The organism is Streptomyces sp. NPDC037054 (assembly GCF_055606745.1).
Window position 1 is genome coordinate 95611 of record NZ_JBVJSJ010000008.1, and the last position, 19779, is coordinate 115389.

17 protein-coding genes are annotated in these 19779 nt (G+C 73.2%); 6 read left to right on the forward strand and 11 right to left on the reverse strand.

Annotation, left to right across the window (positions count from 1 at the left end; genetic code table 11):
- Positions 1 to 89 precede the first annotated feature (89 nt).
- Positions 90 to 1160, forward strand: a complete 1071-nt coding sequence (locus tag ACZ7D7_RS20490; RefSeq protein WP_470825959.1) for a phosphotransferase — start codon at positions 90 to 92, stop codon at positions 1158 to 1160.
- 100 nt (positions 1161 to 1260) lie between these two features.
- On the opposite strand, the gene ACZ7D7_RS20495 is transcribed toward ACZ7D7_RS20490, so the two are convergent.
- Complete coding sequence (locus tag ACZ7D7_RS20495) at positions 1261 to 2832, reverse strand: protein kinase domain-containing protein (RefSeq protein WP_470825960.1); 1572 nt, start codon at positions 2830 to 2832, stop codon at positions 1261 to 1263.
- A 349-nt stretch (positions 2833 to 3181) separates the two neighbouring features.
- Between ACZ7D7_RS20495 and ACZ7D7_RS20500 the strand changes: the two genes are divergently transcribed.
- The gene (locus ACZ7D7_RS20500; RefSeq protein ID WP_470825961.1) at positions 3182 to 4810 is read left to right on the forward strand and encodes a protein kinase domain-containing protein; all 1629 of its coding nucleotides are present in this window, start codon (positions 3182 to 3184) and stop codon (positions 4808 to 4810) included.
- An 85-nt stretch (positions 4811 to 4895) separates the two neighbouring features.
- Here the strand turns inward: ACZ7D7_RS20500 and ACZ7D7_RS20505 are convergent, their stop codons facing one another.
- Entirely contained in the window at positions 4896 to 5435 is a 540-nt protein-coding gene (locus ACZ7D7_RS20505; protein ID WP_470825963.1) for a bacterial proteasome activator family protein, read from the reverse strand.
- 126 nt (positions 5436 to 5561) lie between these two features.
- Between ACZ7D7_RS20505 and ACZ7D7_RS20510 the strand changes: the two genes are divergently transcribed.
- Positions 5562 to 6446, forward strand: a complete 885-nt coding sequence (locus ACZ7D7_RS20510) for a hypothetical protein (RefSeq protein WP_470825964.1) — start codon at positions 5562 to 5564, stop codon at positions 6444 to 6446.
- 107 nt (positions 6447 to 6553) lie between these two features.
- Here ACZ7D7_RS20510 and ACZ7D7_RS20515 read toward each other — a convergent pair whose 3' ends face one another.
- Positions 6554 to 7534, reverse strand: a complete 981-nt coding sequence (locus tag ACZ7D7_RS20515) for an NAD(P)H-quinone oxidoreductase (protein WP_470825966.1) — start codon at positions 7532 to 7534, stop codon at positions 6554 to 6556.
- A 185-nt stretch (positions 7535 to 7719) separates the two neighbouring features.
- Here ACZ7D7_RS20515 and ACZ7D7_RS20520 point away from each other — a divergent pair, with 185 nt between their 5' ends.
- Positions 7720 to 8736, forward strand: coding sequence for an ATP-binding cassette domain-containing protein (locus ACZ7D7_RS20520; RefSeq protein WP_470825967.1), 1017 nt, complete (start codon positions 7720 to 7722; stop codon positions 8734 to 8736).
- Positions 8733 to 9581 carry an ABC transporter permease gene (locus ACZ7D7_RS20525; protein WP_470825968.1) on the forward strand — a complete coding sequence of 283 codons (849 nt, stop codon included), beginning with the start codon at positions 8733 to 8735 and terminating at the stop codon, positions 9579 to 9581. Before ACZ7D7_RS20520 ends, ACZ7D7_RS20525 begins: the two co-directional genes overlap by 4 nt.
- A 1-nt stretch (position 9582) precedes the next feature.
- On the opposite strand, the gene ACZ7D7_RS20530 is transcribed toward ACZ7D7_RS20525, so the two are convergent.
- From ACZ7D7_RS20530 to pdhA, 6 genes are all read right to left on the reverse strand, one after another.
- Positions 9583 to 10680, reverse strand: coding sequence for a potassium channel family protein (locus ACZ7D7_RS20530; RefSeq protein ID WP_470825969.1), 1098 nt, complete (start codon positions 10678 to 10680; stop codon positions 9583 to 9585).
- Positions 10677 to 12035: a molybdopterin molybdotransferase MoeA gene (locus ACZ7D7_RS20535; protein WP_470825970.1), complete on the reverse strand. Its 1359-nt coding sequence runs from the start codon at positions 12033 to 12035 to the stop codon at positions 10677 to 10679. The genes ACZ7D7_RS20530 and ACZ7D7_RS20535 overlap by 4 nt, the downstream gene beginning before the upstream one ends.
- The gene (locus ACZ7D7_RS20540) at positions 12032 to 13012 is read right to left on the reverse strand and encodes an NTP transferase domain-containing protein (RefSeq protein ID WP_470825971.1); all 981 of its coding nucleotides are present in this window, start codon (positions 13010 to 13012) and stop codon (positions 12032 to 12034) included. Before ACZ7D7_RS20540 ends, ACZ7D7_RS20535 begins: the two co-directional genes overlap by 4 nt.
- A gap of 139 nt (positions 13013 to 13151) precedes the next feature.
- Positions 13152 to 14630, reverse strand: a complete 1479-nt coding sequence (locus tag ACZ7D7_RS20545) for a dihydrolipoamide acetyltransferase family protein (RefSeq protein ID WP_470825972.1) — start codon at positions 14628 to 14630, stop codon at positions 13152 to 13154.
- Positions 14630 to 15634 carry an alpha-ketoacid dehydrogenase subunit beta gene (locus ACZ7D7_RS20550; RefSeq protein WP_470825973.1) on the reverse strand — a complete coding sequence of 335 codons (1005 nt, stop codon included), beginning with the start codon at positions 15632 to 15634 and terminating at the stop codon, positions 14630 to 14632. The genes ACZ7D7_RS20545 and ACZ7D7_RS20550 overlap by 1 nt, the downstream gene beginning before the upstream one ends.
- Positions 15631 to 16773: a pyruvate dehydrogenase (acetyl-transferring) E1 component subunit alpha gene (gene pdhA / locus ACZ7D7_RS20555; protein WP_470825974.1), complete on the reverse strand. Its 1143-nt coding sequence runs from the start codon at positions 16771 to 16773 to the stop codon at positions 15631 to 15633. The genes ACZ7D7_RS20550 and pdhA overlap by 4 nt, the downstream gene beginning before the upstream one ends.
- 175 nt (positions 16774 to 16948) lie before the next feature.
- Here pdhA and ACZ7D7_RS20560 point away from each other — a divergent pair, with 175 nt between their 5' ends.
- Complete coding sequence (locus ACZ7D7_RS20560) at positions 16949 to 17449, forward strand: Lrp/AsnC family transcriptional regulator (RefSeq protein ID WP_470825975.1); 501 nt, start codon at positions 16949 to 16951, stop codon at positions 17447 to 17449.
- An 81-nt stretch (positions 17450 to 17530) separates the two neighbouring features.
- On the opposite strand, the gene ACZ7D7_RS20565 is transcribed toward ACZ7D7_RS20560, so the two are convergent.
- Positions 17531 to 18124: a TetR/AcrR family transcriptional regulator gene (locus ACZ7D7_RS20565; RefSeq protein ID WP_470825976.1), complete on the reverse strand. Its 594-nt coding sequence runs from the start codon at positions 18122 to 18124 to the stop codon at positions 17531 to 17533.
- Complete coding sequence (locus ACZ7D7_RS20570; protein ID WP_470825978.1) at positions 18121 to 19638, reverse strand: 3-hydroxyacyl-CoA dehydrogenase; 1518 nt, start codon at positions 19636 to 19638, stop codon at positions 18121 to 18123. Before ACZ7D7_RS20570 ends, ACZ7D7_RS20565 begins: the two co-directional genes overlap by 4 nt.
- Between the last annotated feature and the right edge of the window lie 141 nt (positions 19639 to 19779).

The window sequence follows — 19779 nt, forward strand, 5'->3', positions numbered from 1 at the left end:
CGCGCGACTGTCTGTGACAACGCGCAGCTCACAGGCTCGTTCCGTGCCCTAGCATTCGGCGCGTGCCGCCATTACGTGTACCACCCATTGTGTCCCACGCGCCCCCGTTGGGCGCCCTCCTCAGCCGCTTCGCCGCCGGCTCCCCGCTCACCTGCGAGCCCGTCGACCAAGGGCTGCTGAACCGCGGCTACCGCCTGTGCACGACCCGCGGCCGCTACTTCCTCAAGCACCACTTCGACCCGGACACCGCCGACCCCGCCGCGATCGCCCGCCAGCACCGGGCCACGCAGCGCCTGGCCGACCTCGGCGTCCCGGTCGCCCCGCCGCTGCCCGGGCGCGACGGGCGTACGGTCGCCGTCGTCGGCGGCTCCGCGTACGCGCTGCACCCCTGGGTCGACGGCCGCCACCGCCACGGCGGCCAGCTCGGCGCCGCCCAGTGCGGCCGCCTCGGCGCGCTCCTGGGGGTGGTGCACGCCGGACTGGAGCGCGTGATGCCGGCGCGCGAGAAGGACACGGGAGCGCGCGCCCCGGAAACCGCCCCGGGCGGCTCCCCCGACGCCTCCGACGCCCCTGATGCCTCCGACCCCCGCGCGGAGAGCGCCGACCCCGACGACACGTTCGCGCTCATCGACGACCTCCTGGCCCGGGTGCGCCGCCACCAGCCGGCCGACTCCTTCGACGAGCTGGCCCGCCACCGCCTCCTGGAGCGGCGCGCGCTCCTGGAACGGCACGCCGGCCGACGCCCGCCGCGCGGCGGTTCGGTGGGCTGGGTGCACGGGGACTTCCACCCGTTCAACGTCCTCTACAAGGACGACGCTCCCGTGGCGATCGTCGACTGGGACCGGCTCGGCGTGCAGCCCCGCGCGGAGGAGGCCGTACGCGCCGCCGCGATCTTCTTCGTCCGCCCCGCCGGCACGCTCGACCTGCCGAAGGTGCGCGCCTACGCGCGCGCGTACCGGCGGACCACCGGGGCGACGCCCTCCGAACTCGCCGCGGCCGTGCACCGCGTGTGGTGGGAGCGCCTGAACGACTTCTGGATGCTGCGCTGGCACTACGAGCGCGGCGACACCCGCGCGGACCCGCAGTTCCCCGCGGCGTCGGCGCTCGCGGTGTGGTGGACGCGGGAGTACGACGCCGTGTGCGACGCGTTCGCGGACTGAGCGGCGCGTCGGCGACCCGCTCCACCGTGCCGTAAACGGCACGCGCGCGTGGAGCCCGTTTCCGGACCGCACGCGCGCGTGTGCGAGTTGGCAGGGGCGGTCAGCCGTCGCTGCCGACAGTGCCGCCAAGTGTCCCGCCCGTGGGCGGCGGCTCCTCCGTGTCCGGCGGCGGCGTGGGCGACTCGTCGTCGCTGGGCGGGTCGTCGCTCGGTGCCGTGGTCGGCGCCTCCGTCGTCGGCTCCTCGCTCGGCTCGTCCGTGTGGCTCGGCGACGGCGTGAACGACGGCGTCGAGGACGGCGTCCAGTCGGGGTCGGTCCCCGTCCCGCTGTCCTGGTCCGTGTCCGAGTCCGTCGGTTCCTCCGACGCGTCGTCGCTCGGCGTCTCGCTGGCCTTCTCGTCCTTGGTGGTCTGCGACGTCGTCGGCGACTGCGTCGTACCGGGCCCGCCGCCGTTCCCGTCGCCCTTGTTGAGGGCCAGCGCGACGCCCGCCGCGATGGCGATCACCGCGAGCACGGCGAGGATCCAGAGCTTGCCGCGCCCGCTGCCCTGGTTGCCGCGCCCCTCGAAGCCGCCGTCGTCGCCGCCCCCGTACCCGGCGGGCAGGATCGGCTGCGGGATCTGCGCCGTCCCGGAGGCGTCGGGGTGCGGCATCGCGGCCGTGCCGGCGAAGCCCGCGGCCGGGGTGTGCCGGCCGTCGTGCATGTCGACCGGGCCGGTGTTCCAGGTCCCGGTGTGACCGCCCTGGTCGTACAGCATCTGCAGGCCGTACTGGACCAGGCCGCGCATCTCCTCGGCGGTCTGGAAGCGGTCGTCCGGGTCCTTCGCCAGCGAGCGCATGACGAGGCCGTCGAGCTCGGGCGGGCAGCCGTCGGAGGCCTCCGAGGGCGGCGTCGGGATGTCCTGGACGTGCTGGTAGACCACCGACAGCGGCGTCTCGCCGGTGAACGGCGGGCGCAGCGCGAGGAGTTCGTACAGCAGGCAGCCCGTGGCGTACAGGTCGGAGCGGTGGTCGACGGCCTTGCCGAGCGCCTGCTCCGGGGAGAGGTACTGCGGGGTGCCCATGACCATGCCGGTCTGCGTCATCGTCGTGGACGCCCCGTGCAGGGCGCGCGCGATGCCGAAGTCCATGACCTTCACGGCGCCGTTGTGCGTGATGATGACGTTGGCGGGCTTGATGTCGCGGTGCACGATGCCGTGCTGGTGCGAGTAGGCCAGCGCCTCCAGGACGCCCGAGACGATGATCAGGGCCTGCTCGGGGCCGGGCGCCTCGGCGTTCAGCAGCAGGTCGCGGATCGTGCGGCCCTCGACGATCTCCATCACGATGTACGGCACCGACTGGCCGCCCACGACGTCTTCACCGGAGTCGTACACGGCGACGATCGCGTGGTGGTTGAGGCCGGCCACCGACTGTGCCTCGCGCGTGAAGCGGGCCTTGGAGACCGGGTCCTCGGCGAGGTCGGCGCGCAGCAGCTTGACCGCCACGGTGCGCCCGAGACGGACGTCCTCGGCCGCGAACACCTCGGCCATGCCGCCCCGGCCGAGCCTGCGGGTCAGCCGGTACCGGCCGTCCCCGACCAGCCCGCCGTTGCCCCAGTGCTCCGGCGCGTCTGACGTACCGCCGCCAGTCGCCTCGGGGTCGGACGGGCCCTGAGCGCGCTGCTGCTGTGCCATCAGTCCTCGCCGTCGTTTCTGCCCGCGGTGCGCGCGGTGTTGTTACGGTCTCCGTCGGCCACGCTACAGCCTCCGCGCAAGGCTCCGGTGCGAGACGGAGGCCGGGGGCGGGCATGAGACGGACCGGCCATCAAACCGGCCGCGCGTCCGGTAGTGCAAATTCTGTGTACCGGGAGTACGGCCGCTGTAACGCTTCCGCGACGCTTCTTTCGCGTACGGTCACGGAACGGGCACTGAGCTTGACGTGTCAGTGCCCTGGGGCAGACTTGGCCGGGAATAGCACATTGGATCACTGACAAGGGCCACCGACACAAGCCGGCGCCTGAAGGGCCATGGGGGACGCAGAACGATGAGCCAGGACGGCGCACAGGGCCGGTACGCGGGGCGCGCGCTCGCCGGCGGCCGCTATCAGCTGCGCGACTTGCTCGGCGAGGGCGGCATGGCCTCGGTGCATCTCGCGTACGACAGCGTGCTGGACCGCCAGGTCGCGATCAAGACACTCCACACCGAGCTGGGCCGCGAGCAGGCCTTCCGCGAGCGTTTCCGCCGCGAGGCCCAGGCCGTGGCGAAGCTCACGCACACGAACATCGTCTCGGTCTTCGACACCGGCGAGGACGACCTCGACGGCATGACCACGCCGTACATCGTCATGGAGTACGTCGAGGGCCGCCCCCTCGGCTCGGTGCTCGACGAGGACGTGCGGCAGTACGGCGCGATGCCCGCCGACAAGGCGCTGAAGGTCACCGCCGACGTGCTCGCCGCGCTGGAGATCAGCCACGAGATGGGCCTGGTCCACCGGGACATCAAGCCGGGCAACGTGATGGTGACCAAGCGCGGCGTCGTCAAGGTCATGGACTTCGGCATCGCGCGCGCCATGCAGTCGGGCGTCACGTCGATGACGCAGACCGGCATGGTCGTCGGCACCCCGCAGTACCTGTCGCCGGAGCAGGCCCTCGGCCGCGGCGTCGACGCCCGCTCCGACCTGTACTCGGTCGGCATCATGCTGTTCCAACTGGTCACCGGGCGGCTGCCGTTCGACGCGGACTCGCCGCTCGCGATCGCGTACGCGCACGTGCAGGAGGAGCCGGTCACGGCGTCCACCATCAACCGCGCGCTGCCGCCGGCCGTGGACGCGCTGATCACCCGCGCGCTGAAGAAGAACCCGAACGAGCGCTTCCCGAGCGCCGAGGCGATGCGCACCGAGTGCCTGCGCGTGGCGGCGTCGTTCCAGCCCGCGGCGCCGAGCATCGTGCCGGGCGCGCAGACGTCGAGCGGCGCGGGCGTCGGCTCGGCGGTGTTCCCGCCGGTCGACCAGAGCACGCCGGCGCCGTCGGGCCACGTCCAGACGCCGTACCAGCCGCAGACCCCGCACCACCAGTACGGCGCGCCGACGCCCACGCCGACGCCGTCCCCGGCGTACGGCTACCCGCAGCAGGGCGGCTACCAGGCCTCGACCCCGCCGCCGTACAACATCACGCCTCAGCACTCGACGTCGGTCGGCTCCTCGGGCGGCGGCAGGAACAACAAGCCGGTCATCATCGGCTCGATCGCGGTGTCGGTGGTGGCGGTCGTCGGCCTGATCGTGGCGCTCACCATGAACGGCGGCGACGACAAGGACCCCACGACGGGCGGCGGCAGCAGCACCGCGAGCGTCGAGGCGTCCCCGACGAAGGGGGCGGGCTACCGCGGTCCGGACACCTCGAAGACCATCGAGACGGACGAGTGCACGGAGCCGCAGGAGGCGTACAACGACCCCGACAAGGTCAAGCTTCCCAACTTCAAGTTCAAGTACATCCAGTCGGTCAAGGAGTGCGCCCAGGCCGCCGGCTGGCAGCTGAAGATCGAGAAGGTCGACGAGAACACGTTCGGTGAGGGATCCGTCCGGGACCAGTTCCCGCCGGCCGGCACGGACGTCGACCCGGACGACGTACCGGAGATCACCCTGAAGGTGTCGACGGGCTACCCGCCGGCCTCCTGACGGAGGAACGACAGGGGTGAGGGCCCGCGGCGACGCCAAGTCGCCGCGGGCCCTCACCCGTTGAGAACCTCTTGCCGGAACGCCCCTACAGGTACGGCCCGCCCGAGCGGCCGCCCGGGTGGTCTTCCTCGCCCTCGTGGCCGACGCCCGGCGGGAGGGCGCGGCGCATGCTCTCCAACTGGGCCCGCGCCGCCATCTGCTGGGCGAACAGCGTGGTCTGGATCCCGTGGAAGAGGCCCTCCAGCCAGCCCACCAACTGGGCCTGCGCGATCCGCAGTTCCGCGTCGCTCGGGGTCGCCTCGTCCGTGAAGGGCAGGGAGAGCCGCTCCAGCTCCTCGACGAGCTCCGGTGCCAGACCGTCCTCCAGCTCCTTGACCGAGCTGGCGTGGATCTCCTTCAGCCGGACCCGGCTGGCCTCGTCCAGGGGAGCCGCGCGCACCTCCTCCAGGAGCTGCTTGATCATGCTGCCGATGCGCATGACCTTCGCAGGCTGCTCCACCTGCTCCGTGACCGGGATCTCGCGGGAGTCCTCGTCTCCGTTGCCGCCGCTGAGCGCCATGCCGTCCTGGCCGACAACCAGGATCTGCGGGTTCTCCGGCGACCTTTCGTTCCTCGGCATCTCCATGCCGCCATTCTCTCGCACCGGACACGTCGTCACGGCCGTGCCCCCGGAGAAGCGTGATCAATCCGTTGGCGGGTCGTCGGCGGGTCCGGGAATGCCGAATATTTCCGGCGATGTGAAGCTTGTACGGTGACTCCCTGGCTGCGCACACTCCGGGCGACGGCACTGCTGGCCGCCCTGACCTCGGGTGCGCTGGTGGCGCCGTCCGCACCCGGCGACGCGGGCCCGGCGTACGCCGCGGAACTGTCGCCCCGTGCGGGCCTGTCCCACGCCGCCGCCTCGTCTCGCCGTGGCGGGCTGCCGGGCGCCGCCGAGCCGACGCCCGGCAGCAGGCCGTCCTCGGCGCCCGGGCCTCGCGCGACGCCGGGACCCCGGTCGTCCGCGCCGGCCTCCGCGCCCGCCGTCCCCCACGCGTCCGCGTCCGCTTCCTCGTCCGCCTCCGCTCCGGACTCGGGCACCCGCCCTGCCGCCGCGTCCCGGCCCAGGACCGCCTCACCGTCCGAGCGGCCGGAACGGGAGGAGCGGGAGGAGCGGGAGGAGCGGGAGGAGCGGGAGGAGCGGGAGGAGCGGGAGGAGCGGCCGAAACAGGAGGAGCAGGGCGAGCGACGGGACGAGCGCGGTGAGTCGGCCGGCGCCGTGCCGCCCTCACGTGCCGGAAGCCTCCCCGGTGAGGGACGGAAGCGGCCCGGACGACAGGCGGAGCCCCGGGAGAAGCGGCGCGAGCCCGCCGAGCCGCGGCCCAGCGGCGCAGCCGACAACGCAACCGGCGACAGCCGCGACGGCGGCGTCTCCGCGGAATCGCACGCCACCGCCGTACCCGGGGACGGTTCCGCGCAGGACACCGTGCCGGTGCCGTCGCAGACCGTGCGGGGCACGACCGCGCCACAGGCCGCCCCGCACGCCGAGCGCGCCGTCGGACCGCCGCTGCGGATCCTGCCCCTGGGCAGCGGACTCGTCCTCATCGGACTCGGCCTGGGACTCGCCTTCCTCGGCCTGCGACTGCGCCGCGTCTGATGCCCGGTACCAGGACGTACTCGCACCTCAGGCGCCAGGACGTGCCCGGACGTCACACGTCAGGCGCCAGGCGCGCCCGCGCGGCGGACGGGACCTGCGGACACGGCCTACGGCACCAGCAGCAGCACCTTTCCGACGTGGCCGCTCTCCTCCAGGACCCGGTGGGCGGCGGCCGCCTCCGGCATCGGGATCTCGCGGTCGACGACCGGGCGCACATGACCCCCGTCGATCAACGGCCAGACGTGCTCGCGTACGGCCGCGACGATCGCCGCCTTCTCCTCCAGCGGACGGGCCCGCAGCGACGTCGCGCTGATGGCGGCCCGCTTGCGCAGCAGCGCGCCGATGTTCAGCTCGGCCTTGACGCCGCCCTGCATGCCGATGATCGCGAGGCGGCCGTTGACGGCGAGGGCCTGGACGTTGCGGTCCAGGTACTTGGCGCCCATGTTGTCGAGGATGACGTCGGCACCCGCCCCGTGCGTGGCCTTCTTGACCTCGGCGACGAAGTCCTGCTCCCGGTAATTGACCAGGATGTCCGCGCCGAGCCGGGCGCACTGCTCCAGCTTCTCCGGCGTGCCCGCCGTGACGGCGACCTTGGCGCCGACGGCCTTGGCGAGCTGGATGGCCATCGTGCCGATGCCGCTGGAGCCGCCGTGCACGAGCAGCGTCTCGCCGGGGCGCAGGTGGGCGATCATGAAGACGTTCGACCAGACCGTGCAGACCACCTCGGGCAGCGCCGCGGCCCGCGTCAGGCCCACGCCCTTGGGCACGGGCAGCAGCTGCCCGGCCGGTACGGCGACCTTCTCGGCGTAGCCGCCACCGGACAGCAGCGCGCACACCTCGTCGCCGACGGCCCAGCCGGCCACGCCGGTGCCGATCGCGGCGATCCGCCCGGAGCACTCGAGGCCGGGGTAGGGGGAGGCGCCGGGCGGCGGGTCGTAGAAGCCCTGTCGCTGCAGGATGTCGGCCCGGTTGACGGCGCCGGCCGCCACCTCGACCAGGACCTCGCCCTCGCCGGGCACCGGGTCGGGGACCTCGTCCCACACCAGCGCCTCGGGCCCACCAGGTTCGGGAATCGTGATCGCATACATGGGCAGGACGCTACCCCCAGGGCCCTGTTCCGCTACCTCCCCCGGCACCGCGGTCCTGCGTCCGTGGTCGCAGGCCGCTGGGCCCTTCGACCGGTTTGCGGCGAAAACCATGTGCGCGAGCGATGAGTTTGAGCGACGGTGAAAGTCTCCCCATGCGTAGCCCAGCTCGCGGAAGGACCCTCAGCATGAGCACTCAGACGTCCGGCCTGGCCATCGAGACAGCGGGCCTGGTGAAGACCTTCGGCGAGACCCGGGCCGTCGACGGTGTCGACCTGTCCGTGCCGGCGGGCACGGTCTACGGGGTCCTCGGCCCGAACGGCGCCGGCAAGACCACCACCGTGAAGATGCTCGCCACCCTGCTGCGGCCCGACGGCGGCCAGGCGCACGTCTTCGGCCACGACGTCGTGCGCGAGGCGGACGAGGTGCGCGGCCGGGTCAGCCTCACCGGGCAGTACGCGTCCGTGGACGAGGACCTCACCGGCCCGGAGAACCTCGTCCTGCTGGCCCGGCTCCTCGGGCACGGCAAGAAGGCCGCCCGGGACCGCGCGGGCCTGCTGCTGGAGGCCTTCGGCCTCGCGGACGCGGCGGCGAAGCAGGTCAAGCACTACTCGGGCGGCATGCGGCGCCGTATCGACATCGCCGCGTCCATCCTCAACACCCCCGACCTGCTCTTCCTGGACGAGCCGACGACCGGCCTCGACCCGCGCAGCCGCAACCAGGTGTGGGACATCGTCCGCGCGGTCGTCGCCCAGGGCACGACTGTGCTGCTGACCACGCAGTACCTGGACGAGGCCGACCAGCTGGCGTCCCGGATCGCCGTCATCGACAGCGGCAAGGTCATCGCCGAGGGCACGAAGGGCGAGCTGAAGGCGTCCGTCGGCGCCGGCACCGTCCATCTGCGGCTGCGCGACGCCCAGCAGCGCGAGCTCGCGGCCGACGTCCTGCTGCGCGCCCTGGACGCGCGCGTGCAGCCCGAGCCCGACCCGTTGGCACTGACGGCCCGCCTCGGCTCGGCCGCCGGACAGGACACCGCGGCCGAGCAGGCCGCCCGCGCGCTCGGCGAACTGGCCCGCGCGGGCGTCACCGTCGACAACTTCTCGCTGGGCCAGCCCAGCCTGGACGAGGTGTTCCTCGCCCTCACCGGACACGACACCCACGACGGGCAGGGCGCCCGCGACGCGAAGGACGAGGTGGCGGCATGAGCACCGCGACGACCCCGGAGACCACGGAACTCGCCCCGGTCAGGGCCGAGTCGCTGACCGCGCTGCTCGTGGCCAAGGAGCGCCCGCCGCGCCCCAGCGCGCTGTCGGCCTCGCTGACGTTCGGCTGGCGGGCGATGCTGAAGATCAAGCACGTGCCGGAGCAGTTGTTCGACGTCACGGCGTTCCCGATCATGATGGTGCTGATGTACACGTACCTGTTCGGCGGGGCGCTGGCCGGGTCGCCGAAGGAGTACATCCAGTTCCTGCTGCCGGGCATCCTCGTGATGTCCGTCGTGATGATCACGATGTACACCGGCGTCTCGGTGAACACGGACATCGAGAAGGGCGTCTTCGACCGCTTCCGCAGCCTGCCGATCTGGCGCCCGTCGACGATGGTCGGCTATCTGCTGGGCGACGCCCTGCGGTACGCCATCGCGTCGGTCGTGATGCTCACCGTCGGCCTCATCCTCGGCTACCGGCCCGACGGCGGGGTGGGCGGTGTGCTCGCCGGGATCGCGCTGCTGATCGTCTTCTCGTTCGCGTTCTCGTGGATCTGGACGATGTTCGGGCTGATGCTGCGCACCGAGAAGTCGGTCATGGGCGTCAGCATGATGGTGATCTTCCCGCTCACCTTCCTGTCCAACGTCTTCGTGGACCCGAGGACCATGCCGGGCTGGCTCCAGGCCTTCGTCAACAACAGCCCGGTCACCCATCTCGCGTCCGCCGTGCGCGGCCTGATGGCGGGCGACTGGCCGGCCGCCGAGGTCGCCTGGACGCTGGGCTGGTCGGCCCTGCTCGTGCTCGTCTTCGGACCGATCACGATGCGCCTCTACAACCGCAAGTAGGTCAGTCCTGCGGGATCGGCCGGGCGTCGGGCGCGACCTGCGTGCCCGGCGTCGCCCGCACGATGGTGATGAGCCGGTCCGTCAACTCCACCGCCCCGACGGCCGGATCGTCGTACCCGAGCACCCGATGCCCCCGTACGACGCTCAGCACGAGGTCGTCGATCTGCCGCGGCGACTTGCCCACCTCGGCCTTTATCGCCGGCCGCTCCACGATGTCGAGCCCGCTGCCCTGCTGGATGAGGTCCTCCATCACCATGCCGGCGGCGGGGCTCAGCACGGACAGGCCGAGCAGTCGTCCGGCGGCGCTGGCGCTGGTGATGACCGCGTCGGCGCCGGACTGCTTCAGCAGCGGCGCGTTCTCCTCCTCGCGCACGGCGGCCACGATCTTGGCGCCCCGGTTCATCTGCCGGGCCGTCAGCGTGACCAGCACGGCCGTGTCGTCGCGCTGCGTCGCGATGATGATCTGCCGCGCCCGGTGCACCTCGGCCCGGCGCAGCACCTCACTGCGCGTCGCGTCGCCGACGACGCCCGCGTAGCCGTAGGCGCTCGCCGCGTCGATCGCCTTGGCGCTGGGGTCGACCACCACGACCTGTTCCTTCTTCAGCCCCGTCGCACACACGGTCTGGATCGCCGACCGGCCCTTGGTGCCGAAGCCGATGACGACGGTGTGATCGCGCAAGGTGGACCTCCAGCGGTTCAGTCGCCACTCCTCCCGCGTGCGTTCGGTGAGGGCTTCGAGCGTGGTGCCGACCAGGATGATCAGGAACAGCACGCGCAGCGGCGTGATGACGAAGATGTTGGTGAGCCGGGCGGCGTCACTGACCGGGGTGATGTCGCCGTATCCGGTGGTGGAGAGCGTGACGGTCGCGTAGTAGAAGGCGTCGAGGAGATCGACGGAGTGGTCGGAGTTGTCGTTGTAGCCCTCGCGGTCGACGTACACGATCAGCGCGGTCGCCACGAGGACCACCAGCGCTATGGACAGCCGCTTGAGGACCTGGCGGATCGGGTGCTCCACCATCTTCCGCGGGAGCTTCACCCGGTGGGTCACGAACTGCTCGTCCGCCTGGCGGGCGATCGCATCCTGGCCCGGAAGTTTCACGTGAAACACACTCCGATTCCGCCGGTGGCCCAAGGCAGGTCGAGCAGTTCCGTCTCCTGTCCCGGCTTCGCGCCACCCGGCGGTACGACGGCGAGGGCGTCGGCCGCCGCGATGCCGCGCAGCATCGCCGGTCCGTTGAAGTGGAGCGGGACCGCGTTGTCGCCGCGCAGGGCGACGGGGACGAGCCGGGTGTCGTGGGGGTGCCCGTGGACCGCGTCCCGCAGGGGCAGCGTGTACGGCTCCGGGGCCGGTCGCGCCGCCAGGGTCCGCAGCAGCGGCTCGGCCAGGGTGAGCAGGCCGGACACCGCCGCGAGCGGGTTGCCGGGCAGGCCGACGAGATGCCGGTCGTCCGTGATGCGGGCCAGGAGCATCGGGTGGCCGGGGCGCACCTTGACGCCGTCCACGAGGAGTTCGGCGCCGATGCGGCTCAGGACGGGGTGGACGTGGTCGACGGGGCCCGCGGCGGTGCCGCCGGTGGTGACGACGACGTCGGCGTCGGAGGTGGTGAGCGCCTGGTGCAGTGCCTCGGCGTCGTCCCCGAGCCGCCGGACGGCGGTGACGTCGGCGCCGAGCGCCCGCAGCCAGGGCCCCAGCAGAGGGCCGAGGGCATCACGGATCAGGCCGTCGTGCGGCAGGCCCTCGGTGAGCAGCTCGTCACCGAGGACGAGGACCTCGACGCGCGGGCGGGGCACGGCGGTCAGGGCGTCGTACCCGGCGGCGGCCGCCAGGCCGAGGACGGCCGGGGTCACGAGGGTGCCGGCGGGCAGGAGGTGGTCGCCGCTGCGGCACTCCTGGCCGCGGGGGCGGATGTCCTGGCCGTGCACGACGTCCCGGGTGGCGTGCAGCGTGCCCTTGGCGTCGGTGCGGCCGTGCTCGGAGCGCAGCACGGCGGTGGTGTCGGACGGGATGCGGGCGCCGGTCGCGATCCGCACGGCCTGGCCGTCGGTGAGCCGCTCCTGCCGCGCGTGCCCGGCGAGCACACCCTCGTCCCGTACGTCCCAGGGGCCGGGCCCGGCGACGGCCCAGCCGTCCATCGCGGACGTGTCGAAGGACGGCAGGTCGGTGAGGGCGGCGAGGGGCACGGCCAGGGTCAGTCCCAGCGCGGCGTCGAGCGGGACGGAGACGGGGCCGCGGCGGGAGCCGGGACGCGGGGCGCGTGCGGCGGCAGCGCGGGCCTCCGGCCAGGGGGTGGCGTGGTGACGGTCGGGTGCGGTCCGCCCGCCCGGCGACGCCGACGGCATGCCGGAAGGAGCGCGCGCGGGCTCGGGGCCGCCTGCTTCCTTCACGAGGGCGAGCGCCTCCTCGACGTCGAGATCGTCGGCCTCGCGGCCGTCCCGGGTGTCGTGCGCGGTCATCCGGCGTCCGGCCGGGCGTCTGTGCCGGTCCCGCCTGCACCGGACTCGGGCGCCGGCGCGGTGTCCTTGGCGTCCGGGCCGTCCGCGGTGTTCTCGGCAGCCCAGCGCTCCGCGAGCGCCACGGCCTTGCGGGCTGCCTCGGCGACGGCTTCGGGGCCGCCGCCCGCCCGCGCGGCGGCGTAGCCGACGAGGAAGGTGGTCAGCGGCGCGGCGGGCCGGGCCACGCCGTGGGCGGCGTCACGGGCCAGGTCGAGCAGGCCGCGGGTGTCGACGTCCAGGTCGATGCCCAGCTCGTCCTTGACTGCGGAGATCCATTCGTCCAACACGTGCTCATGCTCCCTGATGCGTGACCGGGCAGTGGCGATGTCGTCCCAGGTGTCGCAGTCGAAGGACGCTACAGGGTCCGGGACACGGGTGAGTTGGAGGCCCCCGGTGAGACGGCGCAGGGGCAGGCCGGCGAGGCCGCCGTGCCGGGCGGTGAGCGCGGCGAGGTCCCGGCGCAGAGCGGCGGACCGGTACGCGGCGACGAGGGGTTGGTCGCGGCCGTCGGCGTCGGTGAGCAGCGCGCCGTCGGCGTCGCCCGCCCGCAGCGCGGCCAGCAGTCGTCCGACCGTCGCCGGGGCGAGGAAGGGCAGGTCGGCGGAGAGCACCACGACGTGATCGGCGCCGGTGTGCCGCAGCCCGGCGTCTAGGGCGGCCAGCGGACCGCCGCCGGGCGGCTCCTCGCGGGCCCAGGCCACGGGACGGGCCGTGGGCCGGGGATCGGCGACGACGACGGTGGCGCGGGCGTCGGCACAGGCGGTCAGAACGCGGTCGAGCAGCGCCCGTCCGCCGACCCGCACGCCGGGCTTGTCGGCACCGCCGAGCCGCCGAGCGGCACCGCCGGCCAGCACGACGGCGTCGTACGCGGCGGGGTCCGGCCGCAGGGCGGGGCGGGGACCGGGGCCGGGGGCGCCGGGGGGCTCGTACGCGGTCACCCCCCCGAGTATGGGCGCCGGAAGGATCATTGCCACCCCCCACGCGCAGCATGCGGACACATGTGCCGTGCCGTCCACGCCATGCGGGGTCTCGGGAGGGGGCGCGGCGGGGGCGTCGCGCGGCGCCCCCGCCCTCACCTCACAGGGTCCGCAGCAGCACCGCCGGCTGCTCCACGCAGTCGGCGACGTACCGCAGGAAGCCGCCCGCCGTGCCGCCGTCGCACACCCGGTGGTCGAAGGTGAGCGACAGCTGGACGACCTGCCGCACCGCCAGCTCGCCCTCGTGCACCCACGGCTTGGGGACGATGCGGCCGACGCCGAGCATGGCGGCCTCGGGGTGGTTGATGATCGGCGTGGAGCCGTCGACGCCGAAGACCCCGTAGTTGTTCAGCGTGAAGGTGCCGCCGGTGAGATCACCCGGTGTCAGGGTCCCGGCGCGGGCCGACTCGGTCAGCCGCGCGAACTCCGCGGTCAGCGCCTCGGCGTCGCGCGCGTGCGCGTCCCGGACGACCGGCACGACCAGGCCGCGGTCGGTCTGGGCGGCGAAGCCCAGGTGCACGTGGTCGAACCGCACGACCTCCCTCGCGGCCATGTCCACCGTGGAGTTGAGCTCCGGGAAGCGGGCCAGGGCGGCGGTGCAGATCCGGGCCAGCAGCGCGACCAGGGAGATCTTCGGCCCGCCCGCGGCGTTCATCGCGGTGCGCGCCCGCATCAGCTCCGTGGCGTCCGCGTCCACCCAGCAGGTGGCGTCCGGGATCTCGCGCCTGCTGCGGGACAGCTTGTCGGCGACGGCTCCGCGAACGCCCTTGAGCGGTGTGCGGACCCCGCCGTGCGCGGGCGGCGCGGACGACGGCGAGGACGCCACGCGCGTGTGCGGCTCGGCCGACGGCTGCGCCGGGCGCTCCTGCGCGGCGGCGGCCCGCAGCGCGTACTCCACGTCGGCCCGCAGGATCAGCCCGTCCGGTCCCGAACCGGTCAGCTCCCGGAGGTCGAGGCCGTTCTCCCGGGCCAGGCGCCGGACCAGCGGCGAGATCACCGGGACGGGACCGTCGGCCGGCTCGGCGGAGGACCCGGCCCGCCCGTTGGACGCCGCGACCGGACCGACGGGTCCCGCCGCGGCCGGGGCGGCATCACGCGGACGCCCGTTCGCCGCACCGGCGGTCCCGGGCGCGCTCGCTCCCGAGGTCCCGGAGGCGGCGGACGCCGGCTGTGCCGGGCGGACCCTGCGCCTGCGCGCCGGTGCCTCCGAGGTGCCGTATCCGACCAGGACGTTGCCCGATCCCGAGGTGCTCTCGGCCGGCGCACCGGACGACCGCCGGCCGGAGGCCGACGCGGGGGTGCTCGAGTCCGCCGACTCCCGGTCGGGGGCCGACGCCCCCACCGCGACCGTCAGCAGCGGCGCCCCGACGGGCAGCTCGGTGCCCTCCTCGCCGAAGCGCGCGGTGACCACGCCCCCGTACGGACAGGGCACCTCGACCATCGCCTTGGCCGTCTCGACCTCGACGACCGGCTGGTCGATCGCGACCACGTCGCCGACCTCCACCAGCCAGCGCACGATCTCCGCCTCGGTCAGTCCTTCACCGAGGTCGGGGAGCTTGAACTCCAGCACCTGTGCCATCAGCTCTCGGCCTCCCACTGCAGACGCCCCACGGCGTCGAGGATCCGGTCCACACCGGGCAGGTGGTGGCGCTCCAGCATGGGGGGCGGGTACGGGACGTCGAACCCGGCCACACGCAGCACCGGCGCCTCCAGGTGGTGGAAGCAGCGCTCCGTGACCCGGGCCGCGATCTCCCCGCCCGGGCCTCCGAAGGAACCCGACTCGTGGACGACGACCGCGCGTCCCGTCCGCCGCACCGAGGCGCACACCGTCTCGTCGTCGAACGGCACCAGGGAGCGCAGATCGACGACTTCGAGGTCCCAGCCCTCGGCCCGGGCCGCCTCGGCCGCCTGAAGACAGACCGGCACGGACGGCCCGTACGTGATGAGCGTGGCGCTCCGCCCCGAGCGCCGCACCACCGCGCGGCCAATGGGTTCAACGGGCGCGGGCTCCTCGGGGTTCCAGGAGTCCTTCGACCAGTACAGCCGCTTCGGCTCCAGGAAGACCACCGGGTCGTCGGAGGCGATCGAGGCGCGCAGCAGGCCGTAGGCGTCGGCGACGGTCGCGGGCGTGACGACATGGAGCCCCGGAGTCGCCATGTAGTACGCCTCGGACGAGTCGCTGTGGTGCTCGACGCCGCCGATGCCGCCGCCGTAGGGGACGCGGATGGTCAGCGGCAGGGGCATCCGGCCGCGCGTGCGGTTGCGCATCTTCGCCACGTGCGACACCAGTTGCTCGAACGCCGGGTAGGCGAACGCGTCGAACTGCATCTCCACGACCGGCCGCAGGCCGTACATGGCCATGCCGACGGCCGTGCCGAGGATGCCCGCCTCGGCGAGCGGGGTGTCCGTGCAGCGGTCCTCGCCGAACTCCTTGGCGAGTCCGTCGGTCACCCGGAAGACGCCGCCGAGGGTGCCGACGTCCTCACCCATCACGTGCACGGCCGGGTCGGCGGCCATCGCGTCGCGCATCGCGCGCGTGAGGGCCTGCGCCATGGTGGCCGGCTTGACGGCGACGGTCGTCATCGGTCGCCCCCTTCCGACTCGGCCTCGGCCTCCAGCTCGGCGCGCAACATCTCCCGCTGCTCGCGCAGTTGGGGCGTGGGCTCGGCGTAGACGTGGGCGAACAGGTCCATCGGGTCGAGCGCCGGGTCCTGGTTCATCCGCTCGCGCAGTCCGGCCGCCATCTCCTCGGCGGCGTCCCGCGCGGCGCTCATGCCGTCCTCGTCGAGCAGGCCGCGGTCGGTCAACTCCCGCTCCAGCAGCCGGATCGGGTCGTGCTCGCGCCAGGTCTCCACCTCGGCGTCGCCGCGGTAGCGGGTCGCGTCGTCGGCGTTGGTGTGGGCCTCCACGCGGTACGTCACCGCCTCCACGAGCGTGGGACCGCCGCCCGCACGCGCGCGCCGGACGGCCTCGCTCAGGACCTCGTGCACGGCCGCGGCGTCGTTGCCGTCGACCAGCCGGCCCGGCATGCCGTAGCCGACGGCCTTGTGGGCCAGCGACGGGGCCGCGGTCTGCTTGGCGAGCGGGACGGAGATGGCGAAGCCGTTGTTCTGGACGAGGAAGACGACCGGGGCCTGCCAGACGGCCGCGAAGTTCAGCGCCTCGTGGAAGTCGCCCTCGCTGGTGCCGCCGTCGCCGACCATGGCCAGCGCCACCACGTCGTCGCCCTTGAGACGGGCGGCGTGGGCGAGCCCGACGGCGTGCGGCAACTGGGTGGCGAGCGGCGTGCTCAGCGGGGCGACCCGGTGCTCGTGGGGGTCGTAGCCGGTGTGCCAGTCGCCGCGCAGCAGGGTGAGGGCCTCGACGGGGTCCACGCCGCGTGCCACGACCGCGAGGGTGTCGCGGTAGCTCGGGAAGAGCCAGTCGCGCTCCTCCAGCACGAGCGCGGCGGCGACCTCGCAGGCCTCCTGGCCGGTGCTGGACGGGTAGACGGCGAGGCGGCCCTGCTTGGTGAGGGCGGTCGCCTGCGTGTTGTAGCGGCGGCCTCTCACCAGCTCCGCGTACAGCCTGCGCAGCAGGTCCGGGTCGGCCTGCGCGGCGGCCTCGGTGCCGAGGACGCGGTGGGGCTCGGCGTCGGGCAGCAGCGGCGCGGGGTCCGTGCGGGGCTGCCAGGCGGGCGGCGGGAACGGCCGGTAGGCGCCCCGCTGCTCCATGACCGTCATGACGGCACCTCCTGGTGGGAGCGGCATCAAAAGGCGCGGCGTCTGTGACGCGCCTCACCAACCGATTGTTCGGTCGTCGGCACATTTTGGCTACAGGCGGCCCCAGGCTGTGGACAAACGGTTCTGCACAACCTGAAATGAACGCAGTACGTCCATGGTAGGGAGGCCGGGGGAGATGGCATCTGAACAAATGGCCGAGGGAGTGGACCCCGGCGGCCCGCTCCCGCCCCCACGCCCCCTCGACTCCATAGACCAGGACATCCTGCGGATGCTCCAGGCGGACGGCCGCGCGTCGATCCGGTCGGTCGCCGAACGGGTGCACGTCTCGCGGGCGAACGCCTACGCGCGCATCAACCGGCTCATCGAGGACGGCGTGATCCGTGGCTTCGGCGCCCGCGTGGACCACGAACGGGCGGGCCACGGCACGTCGGCCTACATCACGCTGAAGATCGTCCAGAACTCCTGGCGCACGGTCCGCGAACAGCTCAGGCAGCTGCCCGGCGCCTCCCACATCGCCCTGGTCGGCGGGGACTTCGACGTGCTGCTGATGGTGCACGTCGCCGACAACAGGTCACTGCGCGAACTGGTGCTGACCCGCCTCCAAGCGATGCCCGAAGTCCTCAGCACGCGCACGCTGCTGGTGTTCGAGGAGGAAGACCTGGAACCGCAGGGCTGAACCCGACAGCGCGACCGCCGCACGACCGCGGCCGGCCCGCAGCACGCCCGGGACCCGTCCGGGGCCCGCTCGCCTCGCGGCTCAGGAACCGTCCTTGCGGAGCCCCCCGAACACCAACCTCACCACCGCGTCGGCGACTTCGCGCTCCCCCATGCCGCGCACCTCCGGCCGGTACCACTCGACGATCGAGTTGATCATGCCGAAGACGAGCCGGGTCGCGAGCCGCACCTCCACGTCCCCGCGCACCTCGCCCGCGTCGGCCGCCGCCTTCAGCAGCGCGGCCACCCGGTGGTCGAACTCACGGCGCCGGTCCAGCGCCCACCGCTCGGTGCCGGTGTTGCCGCGCACCCGCAGCAGCAGCGTCACGTACGGCAGTTCGCGCAGCAGCACCTCGACCATGCGCCGTACGACGTACTCCAGCCGGTCGGCGGCGTGCCCCTCGCGCGCGTGCTCCTCGTCGAGGATGCCGAACAGACCGTCCAGGGCGCGGCTGACGGCCCGGCGCAGCAGCTCCTCCTTGCCCGACACGTGGTGGTAGATCGACGACTTGGAGATCCCGGCGGCCTTGGACAGGTGCTCCATGGACGTGCCGTCGTAGCCCCGCTCGTTGAACACCCGCACGGCCACGGACAGCAGCGTCTCCGGCGTGTACGTGTCGCGCCTGGCGGTGGTCATGAGGTGCTGCCCTCCCGCTTGTCGGAGGCGTACGCGTGCCGGTACAGCGCGAGGGACGGCGCGTAGCGGCCACTGGGGTCGCGCAGGTGCAGGTCGTCCAGCAGGGCGTACGCCCAGTTGCGGCCGAGCCTGCGGCTCCATTCGAACGGTCCGAGCGGGTAGTTGACCCCGAGCCGCATCGCGGTGTCGACGTCCTCCTCGGTGGCCACGCCCTTCGCCACGGCGTCGTGCGCCAGGTCGATGATCCGTGCGACCGTGCGGGCGACGATCATGCCGGGAACGTCCCCGATGACGCTGACCTTCTTGCCGAGGGCCTGGAACAGCCCGGTGGCCTCGGCGAGCGTGCGCGGCGCGGTGTCCTGGGAGGCCGAGAGGGCGACGCGGCCGGCACGGCGGTAGTCGAGGGCGAGGTCGAAGTAGACGACGTCGCGGAACTCCACGGACGTCTGCCCGTCGGCGAGGACGAGCTGACCGCCGCTCGGCAGCACGAACCGGGTGCCGTGGTCCTCGTCCTCCTCGCGGACCGGGATGCCCGCCTCACGGATCAGCGTGAGCAGTTCGGACGCCGGGCCCAGATCGCCCTCGGCGACGACGTACTCGGGCGGCGTGGACGGCTCGGCGGTGTGCGGTTCGGGGCGCTCGGCACCGTCCCGGTAGTCGTACCAGCCCTGCCCGCTCTTGCGGCCGAGCCTGCCGGACTCCACGAGGCGGCGCTGGGCGAGCGACGGCGTGAAGCGCACGTCCTGGAAGAACGACTCCCAGACGGAGTGCGTGACGGACTCGTTGACGTCCTGCCCGATGAGGTCGGTGAGCTCGAAGGCGCCCATCCGGAAACCGCCGGACTCGCGCAGCACGGCGTCGATGGTGGCGGGGTCGGCGGCCTGCGCCTCGTACACCGCGAACGCCTCGGCGTAGAAGGGCCGGGCGATGCGGTTCACGATGAAGCCGGGGGTGTCCGCGCAGGCCACCGGGGCCTTGCCCCAAGCGCGGGCGGTCTCGTACGCGCGCGTGGCCGACGTGACGTCGGTGGCGAACCCGGAGACGACCTCGACGAGCGGCAGCAGCGGCGCCGGGTTGAAGAAGTGCAGGCCGACGAACCGGCCCGGGTGGGCGAGGGCGCCGCCGATGGCCGTGACGGACAGCGAGGACGTGTTGGTGGCGAGGAGACAGTCGTCGGCGACGATGCCTTCGAGCTCGGTGAAGAGGTCTCGCTTGACGTCGAGGCGCTCCAGCACCGCCTCGACGACCAGGGCGCAGTCCGCGAGGTCGGTGAGGCTGTCGGCGGGCAGCAGCCGGGCGCGCGCGGCGTCCCGGTCGGCGGCGCTGAGCCGGTCCTTCTCGACGAGCCGGTCGAGGCGGGCGCCGATCGCGTCGGCCGCTGCCCGGGCACGGCCCGGGGCGGCGTCGTAGAGCCGGACGGGGTGGCCCGCGACCAGTGCGACCTGGGCGATGCCCTGGCCCATGGTGCCGGTGCCGACGACGGCCACGGGGCTGCTGAGGTCGAGTGCTGTCATGAGCGCGATCCTCCCGCACGGGGTTCTCCACAGATGCGGCAGGCCCCCTTGTCCCGACCGATCGTTCGGTTACTCTAACTCTGACTAGCCGTTCACGCCCACGTTTCTGTCCAGGTCCATGAGCTCGACGACGAGTTCCTG

Excerpts from the sequence above, each read along its gene's own strand:
- ACZ7D7_RS20495 (WP_470825960.1), bottom strand. The coding sequence starts at position 2,832 with ATGGCACAGCAGCAGCGCGCTCAGGGCCCGTCCGACCCCGAGGCGACT.
- ACZ7D7_RS20500 (WP_470825961.1), top strand. The coding sequence starts at position 3,182 with ATGAGCCAGGACGGCGCACAGGGCCGGTACGCGGGGCGCGCGCTCGCC.
- ACZ7D7_RS20505 (WP_470825963.1), bottom strand. The coding sequence starts at position 5,435 with ATGGAGATGCCGAGGAACGAAAGGTCGCCGGAGAACCCGCAGATCCTG.
- ACZ7D7_RS20515 (WP_470825966.1), bottom strand. The coding sequence starts at position 7,534 with ATGTATGCGATCACGATTCCCGAACCTGGTGGGCCCGAGGCGCTGGTG.
- ACZ7D7_RS20520 (WP_470825967.1), top strand. The coding sequence starts at position 7,720 with ATGAGCACTCAGACGTCCGGCCTGGCCATCGAGACAGCGGGCCTGGTG.
- ACZ7D7_RS20525 (WP_470825968.1), top strand. The coding sequence starts at position 8,733 with ATGAGCACCGCGACGACCCCGGAGACCACGGAACTCGCCCCGGTCAGG.
- ACZ7D7_RS20535 (WP_470825970.1), bottom strand. The coding sequence starts at position 12,035 with ATGACCGCGCACGACACCCGGGACGGCCGCGAGGCCGACGATCTCGAC.
- ACZ7D7_RS20545 (WP_470825972.1), bottom strand. The coding sequence starts at position 14,630 with ATGGCACAGGTGCTGGAGTTCAAGCTCCCCGACCTCGGTGAAGGACTG.
- ACZ7D7_RS20550 (WP_470825973.1), bottom strand. The coding sequence starts at position 15,634 with ATGACGACCGTCGCCGTCAAGCCGGCCACCATGGCGCAGGCCCTCACG.
- pdhA (WP_470825974.1), bottom strand. The coding sequence starts at position 16,773 with ATGACGGTCATGGAGCAGCGGGGCGCCTACCGGCCGTTCCCGCCGCCC.
- ACZ7D7_RS20560 (WP_470825975.1), top strand. The coding sequence starts at position 16,949 with ATGGCATCTGAACAAATGGCCGAGGGAGTGGACCCCGGCGGCCCGCTC.
- ACZ7D7_RS20565 (WP_470825976.1), bottom strand. The coding sequence starts at position 18,124 with ATGACCACCGCCAGGCGCGACACGTACACGCCGGAGACGCTGCTGTCC.
- ACZ7D7_RS20570 (WP_470825978.1), bottom strand. The coding sequence starts at position 19,638 with ATGACAGCACTCGACCTCAGCAGCCCCGTGGCCGTCGTCGGCACCGGC.